This is a genomic window from Massilia sp. NBRC 108631, from assembly GCF_059704565.1.
The window spans coordinates 1-12566 of the sequence record NZ_BAAKJE010000197.1 but is presented as its reverse complement, the minus strand read 5'-3'; the positions used below and the strand labels follow the sequence as shown (position 1 = coordinate 12566).

9 protein-coding genes are annotated in these 12566 nt (G+C 67.1%); 4 read left to right on the top strand and 5 right to left on the bottom strand.

From position 1 onward, the window contains the following. On the bottom strand, positions 1-1540 hold a 1540-nt coding region (locus AC6H42_RS21550), incomplete at its 3' end, for a Cache 3/Cache 2 fusion domain-containing protein (RefSeq protein ID WP_497548908.1). Between the two features lie 278 nt (positions 1541-1818). Between AC6H42_RS21550 and AC6H42_RS21545 the strand changes: the two genes are divergently transcribed. The 3 genes from AC6H42_RS21545 to AC6H42_RS21535 are packed head-to-tail and all read left to right on the top strand — an operon-like array spanning position 1819 to position 3964. Further along, positions 1819-2526, top strand: coding sequence for a glutathione S-transferase family protein (locus AC6H42_RS21545; RefSeq protein WP_057156934.1), 708 nt, complete (start codon positions 1819-1821; stop codon positions 2524-2526). Positions 2527-2529: 3 nt separating this feature from the next. Continuing rightward, positions 2530-3150, top strand: coding sequence for a glutathione S-transferase family protein (locus tag AC6H42_RS21540; protein ID WP_057156935.1), 621 nt, complete (start codon positions 2530-2532; stop codon positions 3148-3150). Between the two features lie 10 nt (positions 3151-3160). Next, entirely contained in the window at positions 3161-3964 is an 804-nt protein-coding gene (locus AC6H42_RS21535) for a substrate-binding periplasmic protein (RefSeq protein WP_497548907.1), read from the top strand. A gap of 6 nt (positions 3965-3970) precedes the next feature. Here AC6H42_RS21535 and AC6H42_RS21530 read toward each other — a convergent pair whose 3' ends face one another. Next, positions 3971-6676 carry a M1 family metallopeptidase gene (locus AC6H42_RS21530; RefSeq protein ID WP_497548906.1) on the bottom strand — a complete coding sequence of 902 codons (2706 nt, stop codon included), beginning with the start codon at positions 6674-6676 and terminating at the stop codon, positions 3971-3973. A 57-nt stretch (positions 6677-6733) separates the two neighbouring features. After that, entirely contained in the window at positions 6734-7585 is an 852-nt protein-coding gene (locus AC6H42_RS21525) for a helix-turn-helix transcriptional regulator (RefSeq protein ID WP_057156937.1), read from the bottom strand. Between the two features lie 90 nt (positions 7586-7675). Between AC6H42_RS21525 and AC6H42_RS21520 the strand changes: the two genes are divergently transcribed. Then, the gene (locus AC6H42_RS21520) at positions 7676-8449 is read left to right on the top strand and encodes a methyltransferase domain-containing protein (protein ID WP_057156938.1); all 774 of its coding nucleotides are present in this window, start codon (positions 7676-7678) and stop codon (positions 8447-8449) included. A gap of 19 nt (positions 8450-8468) precedes the next feature. Here the strand turns inward: AC6H42_RS21520 and AC6H42_RS21515 are convergent, their stop codons facing one another. Together AC6H42_RS21515 and AC6H42_RS21510 are read right to left on the bottom strand one after the other, a co-directional pair. Then, the gene (locus AC6H42_RS21515; RefSeq protein ID WP_082552010.1) at positions 8469-9320 is read right to left on the bottom strand and encodes a CheR family methyltransferase; all 852 of its coding nucleotides are present in this window, start codon (positions 9318-9320) and stop codon (positions 8469-8471) included. 10 nt (positions 9321-9330) lie between these two features. Continuing rightward, positions 9331-12566, bottom strand: a 3236-nt coding sequence (locus AC6H42_RS21510) for a response regulator (RefSeq protein ID WP_497548905.1), incomplete at its 5' end; no start/stop codon positions are given.

The following is a 12566-nucleotide window of genomic DNA, read 5'->3' as shown; positions in this document are numbered from 1 at the left end:
TGTTGGTCTGGAAGGCAATGCCGTCGATGACGCTGATGATGTCGACGATTTTGCGCGAAGACTGGTTGATCGAGCCCATGGTGTCCACCACTTGCGACACCACCTGGCCGCCGCGCGCGGCCGTGTCGGACGCGGCCAGCGCCAGGCGGTTGGCTTGCTGCGCATTGTCGGCGTTCTGGCGCACGGTGGAGGTCAGCTGTTCCATGGCGGCGGCAGTCTCCTCCAGGTTGGAGGCTTGCTGCTCGGTGCGCTGGCACAGGTCCTGGTTGCCGGTGGCGATCTGGGTGGTGGCGGTGGCGATGTGCTCGGCGCCTTCGCGCACCTGGCCCACCACGCGCGACAGGTTGCCGCTGATGCCGTTCATCGCGCCGCACAGTTTGCCGATCTCGTCGTTGCTGTTGGTGGCCAGGTTGACCGTCAGGTCGCCCTCGGCGATGCGGCCGGCCGCGCCTTCGGCTTCGGCCAGCGGCCGCGTCACGTAGTTGCGCACCAGGACCATCAGCGCGAAGGCGAAGGCGCCCAGCGCGACAAAGCCGAACAGCACGTAGCGGTTGCGCAGGCGCACCGCGTCCACCGTGATCTCCTCGGTGTAGGCGCCGCCGGCGATCACCCAGTTCCAGTCCGGGAAGGCGGTGTAGGCCACCACCTTTTCGCGCGCGCTGCTCTCGCCGGGGTTCAGCCACGGGTAGCGGATGATGCCTTGCTTCTTCTCCAGGATTTCCTTGATGAATTCGCGGCCGCCGGCGTCCTTGCTCTCGAGGATGTTGGCGCCTTCCTTGGCCGGGTGCACCACCAGGGTGCCGTAGTTCTTGCCCGGGGTGGAGTTGAGCACGTAGAAATAGCCGGTCTGGCCCACTTTGATGGCCTTGATCTTGTCCTTCAGCGCCTGCAGCGGGGCGCTGATATCGACGCCCACGAACAGGATGCCGATCACCTTGCCGCCGGCGTCGCGGATCGGATCGTAGCGCGTCATATAGGTCTTGCCGAACAGGGTGGCCAGGCCGGTGTAGTTTTCGCCTGCGCGCAGCTTGGCGTAGCCGGGGTGGGCCCGGTCCAGCACGGTGCCGATGGCGCGCTCGCCGTTCTCTTTTTTCAGCGAGGTCGAGACGCGCATGAAGTCCTCGCCGGCGGCGGCGAAGATGGTGGCCACGCTGCCGCTGTTGCGCTGGAATTTGTCGGGCACGCTGAAGTCCATATTGACCACCCGCTCGCCGTTCTTCAGCGTGGGCGCCGGCTTGCCATCGACCGGAGTGCTGGTGGCTTGGTCCAGCGTGAACTTGTCGTCGAAGGAGGCGGCCAGCATGCCGGCGTAGCCCGCCGTTTGCGCTTTCAGCGTGGAGTTGAAGATGTCCACCATGTCGGTCACGCCCTTGAGTTCCTGGCCGACGGCCTGGGTGCTGTTGTCTTCCAGCAGATTGGTGGTGGCGTTGCTGATCATCAAGATCAGGATGCCGATGATGGCGCTGACCAGGCCGAAGGTGAACACGGTGATCTTGGCGCCGACGCCCCATTGGCGGGGATCGAATGTGAGCTTACGCATGCTGGGTCCCCTGTCGGATTGTTATTTTTTTACTTATGTTGATTTAATGAAGTTCTAAGCCTTGCCGGACGGATTGCTGGCAAAGTGTCACCTGTAGCGCGCGGCCTCCTCCGCGCGCCAGGTTGCCGTATCCCTTAGATGCGGCACGATATCCCCGCGCTCTAAAAAGCGTTTTGACCGGCTCCCTCCAAAGATCGCCGGTCTTTTTTTGCCCGTTGTACCGGACAACCCAGTTTCGCCTACACTGGCGTGCACTGCAACTAAAAAGGGGCGTTCCGATGATAGACCTGTACACCGCAGCAACACCCAACGGCCACAAGATTTCGATCGCGCTGGAAGAACTGGCGCTGCCCTATGAAATGCACGTGCTGGACCTGGCGGCAAACGTGCAAAAAGAGCCATGGTTCCTGGCCATCAACCCGAACGGCCGCATCCCGGCCATCGTCGACCGCGCAGCCGATCACTTCGCCGTGTTCGAGTCCGGCGCCATCCTGGTCTACCTGGCCGAAAAGACCGGGCGCCTGATGCCGTCCGATGCCAAGGGCCGCTCGCAGGTGCTGCAATGGCTGATGTTCCAGATGGGCGGCGTCGGCCCCATGATGGGTCAGGCCAATGTGTTCCACCGCTACTTCCCTGAAAAGATCCAGGCCGCCATCGACCGCTACCAGGGCGAGAGCAAGCGGCTGTTCCGCGTGCTGGACGGCCACCTGGCGCAGCACGAGTACCTGGCCGGCGACTATTCGATTGCCGACATCGCCAACTGGGCCTGGGTGCGCACGCACAGCTGGTCCGGCGTGGACGTGGACGGCCTGCCGCACCTGCAGCGCTGGCTGGCGCTGGTGGGCGAGCGGCCCGCTGTGCGGCGCGGCATCCAGTTGCCGCCGTCGAAACTGGATCGCGGCGCCAGCCCCGAAAAAGCCGAGCAATTTGCAGCCGAAGCGCGCAAAATGCTGGAAACCGGTCAATCACGCGAGCAAGGCGTCTAGAGCATGAAACTGTACACGAGCGCGCGCGCGCCCAATCCCCGCCGGGTGGCGATGTTCCTGGCCGAGAAGGGCGTCAGCCTGGACACCCAGCTGATCGACCTGGGCAAGCTGGAGAACCGCAGCGAGGCCTTCCTGGCCAAGAATCCCTTCGGCCGCGTGCCGGTGCTGGAGCTGGACGACGGCCGCGTGCTGTGCGAAACGCGCGCCATCTGTTCCTATCTTGAAGGCGCTTTTCCCGAACCTAACCTGATGGGGGAGGGCTTCGAGGAGCGCGCGTTCATCGAGATGGCGGACCGCCGCGTGGAATTGCACGTGTTCGCCGGCATTGCCAACTGCGTGCGCCACACGCACCCGGGCCTGGCGGCGCTGGAGCAGCCGCAGTTTCCGGAGTACGGCGCGGCGCAGGGCGAGAAGATGCGCGAGTGGGCGCGCTGGCTGGACCAGACCCTGGCCACGCAGCCATACGTGGCGGGGCAGCGCTTCACCATCGCCGACATCACGGCGTTCTGCGCCATGGAGTTCGCGCGCGGGCTGATGAAGTTCCGCCCGGGGGCGGAGGGCATGGAGCACCTGCAAGCCTGGCGCGACCGCGTCGCCGAGCGTCCCAGCGCGGCGGCGGGGTGATCCCCGGGCCATGAGCGCCGCGCGCCCGTCCGGCCGGTTCGCCACGCGGCGGCGGGTGCTGCGCGGGGCACTTTCCCTTGCCGGGACAGCCAGCGCGGGCAGCACCGGTGCTGCTGCCGCTGCGCCGGCGGCGCCGGCGGCGGCTGTGCTCAAGGTGGTGATCTTTGCGCTGGTCCCGTTCGGCATGCTGGACGTGGCGGGCCAGCCGGCCGGCGTTGCGGTCGAGCTGCAGAAGGCGCTGGCGCAGGAAAGCGGTCTGCCGATGGCCATACAGCTGGTGCCCTATCCGCGCGCCATCGCCATGGTGGCGGCGGGCGACGCTGACCTGGTGTTCAGTTTCCAGAATCAGCAACTGCAGGCACATGCGCACACGCTAGGCATGATTGCCAGCGGCGACGTGGTGGTGGTCGGCCGCGCGGGCAGCCGCTATGGCAGCCGGGCCGATTTGCGCGGCAAGAAGCTGGGCCACATCCGAGGCGCGCACTACGACGCGCAGCTGCAGTCCGATCCCGCCATCGCGCGCTACGAGGCGGTCTCGTACGAACAAATGGTGAAGATGCTGGTGGAAGGACGCTTCGATGCGGTGCTGGGCGCGCGCCTGTCGATACTGCACACGCTGCGCCTGCTGGGCATGCCGCGCGGAAGGCTGGGGCCGGAGCTGGTGGTCGGCAGGCGGGACATGCTGGTCCACTACGCCAACAAGCGCTACGACCCGCAGATCGCCGCCAGGCTGGAGCGCGCGCTGGCCGCCATGCGCGCGCGCGGCACGGCGGCCGCGCTGATGAAGCCCTACGAGGACGGCAGCGCGCCGTAGCGCCCTTTACAGCGCCTGGCGGTCCAGCCAGGCATCCACTTCCGGCATGCGGTCCCGGATCACGGCGGCGCGGTACTGCATGCGCGACACGGCCGTGTTGGTCTGGCTGCGCGCAGTGGCCGGCAAATTGGCGTCGGCGTAGGCCTTCAGCTTGTCCACCATGGCAGGATTGGCCGAGCCGCCCGCCAGGGCCGGGAAGTAGCCGGCGCGCGAGCTGCTTTCCACCAGCCCGTTCACCTTGGGCAGGTTGGCCAGCGCGAAGTCGAAGGCGCGTTCGCTGTGCTCCTGCGCCACGGCGGCGATGATGCCGGAGCCGATGGTGGCGTCCGGCTCGCCGCTGACGGCCAGCTCCAGCGCGCGCTGCGCCAGCGCCGGATCGATGGTCTGTCCCAGCAGGCCGTAAAGCTCGGCCTTGACGATGGAGGACTGCTCCGCCCTGGCTGCCGCGTGCAGCTGCTCCCACACGCGGCTATCGGCATTGCGCGCCACCACGCCCAGCACCACGCGGCGCAACGCCGGCGGCAGCGCCGCCTTGTCGCCGGCCAGCGAGGCGTCGTAGCGGCGGCGCGCTTCGACCATCACCTCGTCGTCGCCCAGCGCACCGAGCGTGTAGATCAGCTGCTCGCGCAAGATGGCGGTGGGGGAGGCCTCGCCGCTGCGCGCTTCCCAGCCCACGCGGGCCAGTACCGGCGCCAGGCGCGAGATGGCGAAGGCCGACAGTTTGGCGCGCGTGGCCTCGTTGTCGCGCGCGTAGATGCGTACCTCGTCGAACATGCGGGCGATGCGGCCCCACACTTGCGGCGCGGCGTCCACCGGCGTGGCGCGCGCCAGGCCCAGGGCGTCGGAGGCGGGCTGCTTGCCGGCCAGGCCCAGTGCCCAGCTTTCCGTCATCAGTCCGAGCTGGTCCAGCGGGGCCAGCTTGTCGAAGCTGGCCGCCAGCGCGGCGTAGGCCTTGGGCGCGTACACCGTGCGGTAGTAGCCGGCCTGGCCCGCGTTCACCAGCACCGGACCGCAGCCGGGCAGCGTGACGGTGGCTTTGCCGCCACTGACCACGGTGCGGCTGGCATCGGCCGCACCCACGGTCTTGGCCAGCACCGGTACGCGCCACGACAGGGCCTTCTTGTTCGGCTTGTCCTTGCTGTATTCGCCCTGGGTCAGCGTTACGCTGGTCTTGCCGTTGCGGCAGCTGTACTCGGACACGCGGATCAGCGGCACGCCCGGCTGCAGCGTGAAGTCGTGCGCGATGGCTTTCACCGGCTTGCTGGCGGCGCGCTCGATGTGCTGCCACAGCTGGTCCGACACGGCGTTGCCGTAGGCATGGGCCTTGATGTAGCTGCGCACGCCGGCGCGCCAGGCTTCCTCGCCCACGTAGTTTTCCAGCATGTTGATGACGGCGCCGCCCTTGGCGTAGGTGATCTCGTCGAACGCCGCATGCGCTTCCTCCACCGTGGCCACGCGCTGCACCACCGGGTGGGTGGTGGCCAGCGCATCGCGTTCGATGGCCGAGTTGCGCCCGGCCACGCGGTTCAGCGAGGTTTGCCATTCCGGGTGCTGCAGCGCGGTGGTGCGGCCCGCCATCCAGGTGGCGAAGCCTTCGTTGAGCCACAGGTCGTCCCACCAGCGCATGGTGACCAGGTTGCCAAACCACTGGTGCGCGGTTTCATGGGCGGCGATGCCGAACGCGGCCTGCTTGTCGGCCTGGGTGGCGATGGCCGGGTCGAGCAGCATCACCGTTTCAAAGCTCATGATGGCGCCCCAGTTTTCCATCGCCCCGAAAAACTGGCTGCGGCCGGGGGCTGCCACGTTGTCCAGCTTGGGCAGCGGGTAGGGGTGGGCGAAGTAGTCGTTGTACTCGCGCAGCACCGCTTTCGACGAATCGAGCACGAATTGCGCTTGCGGCAGGCGGCCCTTGACGGTGACCACACCCAGCTCGGTGCCGCCCTCGGTGGCGGTGGCGCGCTCGAAGTCGCCCAGGCCGAAGAACAGCAGGTAGGTGGACATGCTGGGCGTGGTGGCAAAGCGCACCAGCTTGCGGCCGCCATCGATGGCGGTGCTGCTCGCCACCGGCATGTTGGACACGGCCATCTGCTCGGCCGGCACGTCCGCTTCCAGCGCGAAGGTGGCGCGGAAGGCCGGTTCGTCCCACGACGGCACCATGCGGCGCGCGTCGGCCGCCTCGAACTGGGTGTACAGCGCGCGCTTCCTGCCGGCTGGGCTGTCATAGTCAAGCGAGAACAGGCCGGCGGCCTGGTTGCCGATCTTGCCGCTGTAGTCGATGGCCAGCTGGTAGCTGCCCTTGGCCAGCGGCTGGGCGAAAGTCAGGGTGGCGGTCTGCTTGCCGGCGTCGAGCGCGATGCCGGCGGCCTGCTGCACCGCTTGCCCTGGGCCGGCGGCGATGCTGGCGCTGGCCAGCGCCAGGTCCAGCGCGTGCAGCGTGATGGCGGAGGTGGGCTGCAGCACCTCGATGGCGATCACCACGCGCGCGCTGAAGCTGGCCGCCTGCGCATCCGGCTTGAGGGAGATGGCGTAGTGGCTGGGGCGCACGTTGCGCGGCAGTTGGGTCGTGGCCAGGCTGTCCGCGCCGGCAGCGCCTTTGCCGGGTTTGGCCGGTTTCGCTTTGGCGGCCTTGGCGGTTTCGGCGGCCTGCGCCGGCGCGGCTGCGGCAAGCGCAGTCAATGACAGGATGGCGGCTGAAATCAGACTGCGCTGCATGCGGTGCTCCAAGGATGATTTTTCAAGTGAGCAATGTAGCCGCATTGGGCAGCGCGGTCAATGTGCGGCGTGTTGCACGGCGTCTTGTGCGCCATGCGGCTCAGGCATGGGGAGCAGCATGGTCAGCTTCAGGTCTTGGCGCCGGGCCAAATGCAGCGTTACCTGCTGATAGCCCAGCGCGCCGCGTGCCGGATGCTGGAATCGGCGCACGCCGCCTTCGCGGCCCAGCACGTCCTGCAAGTTCCACAGTTCACGGAACTCGCAGCTGTCGCGTGCGAGTTCCGCGATCAGCGAGGCCAGCGGCTCCTGGCCGGCGTGCTGGGCCGTGTCGGCGCGGAATTCCGCCACCAGGCGCTGCGCGCGGTGCGGCCAGTCCACAATCAGGTTGCGCGCGGCGCGCTGGCAGAACATAAAGCGCAGCAGATTCGGTGGCCGGCCGTGCTGGTCCGCGCCGCCGTCCAGCCATCCGGCAAACAAGGCTGCGGCGTCCGCATTCCACGCGGCGGCATCCCATTGCAGGTCCAGCACGTAGGCTGGCGCTTGCACTGCCTGCACGATGGCGTCCAGCTCGCGCGCCGTGCCGTCTTCCTGTCCGCCATGCGCGCCATGCATGGCCCGCTGCGGGTCCAGCCGCTCGGCCAGGCTGAACAGGTACGCCCGCTCGGCGCCGCTCAGCTGCAGCACATCGGCCAGCCGCGCCAGCATCTGGGCGGAAGCTGCCACCTGCCGGCCCTGCTCCAGCCAGGTCAGCCAGGTAGGGCTGATCTCGCACAGCTGGGCCAGCTCTTCGCGCCGCAAGCCGGGCGTGCGGCGCCGCCCGCCGCCGGGCAAGCCCGCGCTTTGCGGACTGACGCGCTCGCGGTGGCTGCGGATGAATTCTCCCAGTTTATTGGTCGTCATCGTGTGCATGGCAGCATTTATACCAGGATAAGTTGTGGTCTTGTTACAGGATAAAAGCCCGCCTATTCTGCAACAACTCGTCCCTTCATGGAGAATTAAATGCAACAACAAAGCTATGTAGCCCAGCAATTCGGCAATACCGCCAGCAGCTATCTGAGCAGCAGCGTCCACGCGCAAGGGGCGGACCTGGCGGCGCTGCACGCCATCGCCCAGGGCATGCCGGCGCCCCGTGTGCTGGACCTGGGCTGCGGCGCCGGCCACGCCAGTTTCGCCGTGGCGCCGGCCGCGCAATCGGTGGTGGCCTACGATTTGTCAGCGCAAATGCTGGACGTGGTGGCTGCCGCAAGCCGGGAACGGGGCCTGCGGAATATCGGCACGCGCCAGGGGGACGTTGGCAAACTGCCGTTCGCCGACGCCAGTTTCGAGCTGGTGGTGACGCGCTTTTCCGCCCACCACTGGCCGGACGTGCAGGCTGCCCTGCACGAGGTGCGGCGGGTGCTGTGCGCCGGCGGCCGCCTTGTCGTCATCGATATCGTTGCGCCGCAAGCTGCGCTGTTCGACAGCACGCTGCAGGCCGTGGAGCTGCTGCGCGATGGCTCGCACGTGCGCGACTACCGGGTGTGCGAATGGGGTGCCAAGCTGGGAAACGCCGGTTTCGCGCATCAGTTGTCGCGCCAGTGGAAGCTGAGGATGCAGTTTGGCGAATGGGTGGCGCGCATGCGCACGCCCGAACTGCGTGTGCAGGCGATCCGCAGCCTGTTTGACACGGCGCCGGACGAGGCGCGCGCGTATTTCAGCGTGCAGGAGGACTATTCCTTCGACATCGACGCCGCCATGTTCGATGCCGTTTGCGCGCCGCAGGAGATTTACTGACGGCGCCCGGGCCGCGCCGCTAGGCGATGCGCTTGTACCAGGGCTGCAGCGGCAGCAAGGGCCGGTAGAAGGCGGCCAGGGCTTCGCTTTCGTCGAACTGGCGGTCCAGTGCCAGCACGCCAAACGGCGCCAGGCTGGCGTGGAACAGCTGCAGCACGCGCTGGCGCAGCAGCGGGCCGAAGTCGGGCAGGGCGCGGCGGCAGACGATGAGGTTGAATTCGTTGAAAGAGGCGTCCGTCACCAGGTTGTATTGCGCCCAGGTGATGCGGCTGCGCAGCTGCGGCAGCAGCACGGCGCGCCGGCCAACCACCTGGAAGTGGTCCATCAGGCGTCCGTGGCCCGCGCCGGCATGGTCATAGCTGGCCTGGCATTCGGCCACGCGCTCGAGCGGAATGGAGGCGTCCTGGGCTTCGGCCAGCAGCGCGTCGCTGGCGACGGTGCAATGCAGCTCGGTGCGCGCCAGCAGGCCTTGTTCGGCCAGCAGCACGGCCAGCGTCCAGGCCTGCTCGGCGCCGGCGCAGTCGGCCAGCCAGACCTTGGGCAGCGCCGCGCCGTGCAGGCAGGCGGCGGAGGCCTGGCGCAGCAGGCGCGCTTCTTCGGGATCATCGAACATGGTTGCCGGCGGCACGTGCAGCGCGCGCAGCACGGCGCTGGCGGCGCCGGGGTCGTGCAGCACCTGGCCTTGCAAGGCTGACAGCGTGCGCAGGCTGCGTTGCTGCAGCACGCCGCGCAGCTTGCGCCGCAGGATGGCGCGGTCGTGGCCCCGGAAGTCGTAGCCGTAGCGCTGGAACAGCGCTTCGGCCAGCAAGTCCAGTTCCAGTTCCTCGACTTCCGGCGGCGCGTCGCGCCGCATCGGGGACACATTTGTCATCGCGCGCTCATCAGTGCAGCCAGACCCGCATCAGCGACAGCAGCTGCGCCACGTCCACCGGCTTGGTGATGTAGTCGGAGGCGCCGGCGGCGATGCACTTGTCGCGGTCGCCCTTCATGGCCTTGGCGGTCAGCGTGATGATGGGCAGCGACTTGAACTTCGGTATGCGGCGGATGGCGCGCATGGTGTCGTAGCCGTCCATCTCCGGCATCATGATGTCCATCAGGACGATCTCGATGGTCGGATCGCGCTCCAGCACTTCGATGCCGTCGCGTCCGTTCTCGGCGAAGGACACCTGCATCTGCTGGCGCTCCAGCAGCGAGGACAGCGCGAAGATGTTGCGCAGGTCGTCGTCGACGATCAGCACCTTGCGCCCGGCCAGGCCGCTGTCGGCAGCGTGGATCTCTTCCAGCATGCGGCGCTGCAGCTCCGGCAGGCTGGCCTGGGAGCGGTGCAGGAACAGCGCCGTCTCGTCCAGCAGGCGCTCCGGCGAGCGGGCGTCCTTGATGACGATGGTCTTGGCGTAGCGTTTCAGCTTGGCCACTTCCTTGCGGTCCAGCTCTTTCGCCGTGTTGATTACGATGGGCAGGTCGCGCAGCGAGGAATCCTTGCCGATGATGTCGAGCAGGTCGAAGCCGCTGATGTCGGGCAGCGTCAGGTCCAGCACCATGCAGTCGAAGTGGTTGTCGCGCAGCGCCTGCAGCGCGCGCTCGCCGGTGTCCACCGCCACGATGCGCAGGTCGGAGTCGCCGATCAGGCTGACGATGGCGTCGCGCTGGTGCTGCTCGTCGTCCACCACCAGCAGGCTGCGTTTGCCGCCCAGCAGGAACTTCTGGATGCGGGTGAATTCCTCGTGCAGCGCGTCCTTGCTGACCGGCTTGTTCAGGTAGGAGATGGCGCCCTGGCGCAGCGCGCGTTCGCGCTCGCGCAGGCTGGACATCACGTGCACCGGGATATGGCGCGTGCTCGGGTCGCGCTTCAGGCGGTCCAGCACCGTGAAGCCGTCGATGTCGGGCAGGTCGATGTCGAGCAGGATGGCCGACGGCAGGTAGTCGCGCGCCAGCGACAGCGCCGAGTCGCCTTTGTGCGTGACGATGCCCTTGAAGTTCTTCTCGCGCGCGTATTCCAGCACGACCTTGGCGAAGCGCTCGTCGTCCTCGATGATGAGCACCGACGGGTCGCCGGCCGCCACCAGCCCGCGGTCGTCGATGGTGGCGCTGTAGATGGAGAGGTCGGCTTCCGGCTCCGCGATGGTTTCCACTTCCTGCGCCGGCGGCATGTAGACCACCTGCGGCGGCTGTACCGGTGCGCGCGTCGGCGGCTGGCGGCTCAGGTCGTAGTTGATGAATCCTGCGCGGTTGTAGGGCAGGAACAGGGTGAAGGTGGAACCACTGCCGACCACCGATTCGACGCGGATCTCGCCGCCCAGCAGGCGCGCCAGTTCGCGCGAGATCGACAGGCCCAGGCCGGTGCCGCCGTATTTGCGGGCGGTGGAGCCGTCGGCCTGCTGGAACGCTTCGAAGATCAGCTGCAGCTTGTCGGAGGCGATGCCGACGCCGGTGTCGGTGACGGCGAAGGCCAGCACCGCGTCCGCGTGCAGCAGGTTGGGGTGGTCGCTGCTGAAGCCACTGGTCACCAGGCCGATGGCCAGCGACACCTGGCCGTGGTTGGTGAACTTGAAGGCGTTCGACAGCAGGTTTTTCAGCACCTGCTGCAAGCGCGTGGTGTCGGTCATCACGGCGGTCGGCAGGTTGTCCGACAGTTCCACCGTGAAACCGAGGTGCTTGGCTTCTGCCATGTGGCGGAAGGTGCGGTCGACGTAGTTGCGCAGGTTGGCGAAGCGGTATTCGGACACATCCAGCGTGACGGTGCCGGATTCGATCTTCGACAAGTCCAGGATGTCGTTAATCAGCGTCAGCAGGTCCGAGCCGGAGCCGTGGATGGTCTTGGCGAACTCCACCTGCTTGCCGGACAGGTTGCCCTCGGGGTTGTCGCCCAGCTGTTGCGCCAGGATCAGCAGCGAATTTAGCGGCGTGCGCAGCTCGTGCGACATATTGGCCAGGAACTCGGACTTGTACTTGGACGACAGCGCCAGCTGGGTGGCTTTCTCTTCCAGCGCCAGCTTGGCTTGTTCCACCTCGCGGTTCTTGCGCTCCACCTCGATATTCTGCTCGGACAGCAGGCGGGCTTTTTCGGCCAGTTCCTGGTTGGTCTGCTGCAGTTCCTGCGCCAGCGACTGCGACTGCGTCAGCAGCGATTCGGTGCGGCTGTTCGCTTCGATGGTGTTGAGCACCACGCCGATCGACTCCATCAGCTGGTCCAGGAAGGACAGGTGGGTCTCGGTGAAGCGGTCCAGCGAGGCGATCTCGATCACCGCCTTGACCTGCTGCTCGAACAGGATGGGCAGCACCACGATATTGGTCGGCGGCGCCGCGCCCAGGCCGGACGAGACCACGATGTAGTCGCGCGGCACGTCGGTCAGCCAGATGCGGACCTTCTCCAGCGCGCACTGGCCGACCAGGCCCTCGCCCGGCAGGAAGGAGGTCGGCAGCTTGCGGCTGGAACGGTAGCCGTAGCTGGCGATCATGCGCAGGCGGGCGTCGGTTTCCTGCGAGTCCATCATGTAGAACACGCCGTGGTGGGCCGACACCAGCGGCGCCAGTTCGGACAGGATCAGCTTGGTCACGGCCTGCAAGTCGCGCTGGCCCTGCAGCAATCGGGTGAAGCGCGCCAGGTTGGTCTTCAGCCAGTCCTGCTGCGCATTTTTCTGCGTGGTTTCCTTCAGGTTGCGGATCATCTCGTTGATGTTGTCCTTCAGGTAGGACACCTCGCCGCGCGCCTCCACCTGGATGGAACGGGACAAGTCGCCGCGCGTCACGGCGGTCGCCACCTCGGCAATCGCGCGCACCTGGTTGGTCAGGTTGGCGGCCAGCTGGTTCACGTTCTCGGTCAAGTCCTTCCAGGTGCCGGCCACGCCGGACACGTTGGCCTGGCCGCCCAGCTTGCCCTCGGTACCGACCTCGCGCGCCACGCGCGTGACTTCCGATGCGAAGGACGACAATTGGTCCACCATCACGTTGATGGTGTCTTTCAGTTCCAGGATCTCGCCCTTGACGTCCACCGTGATTTTCTTGGACAAGTCGCCGCGCGCCACGGCGGTGGTCACCGCCGCGATGTTGCGCACCTGGCCCGTCAGGTTCGATGCCATGAAGTTCACGTTGTCGGTCAAGTCCTTCCAGGTGCCGC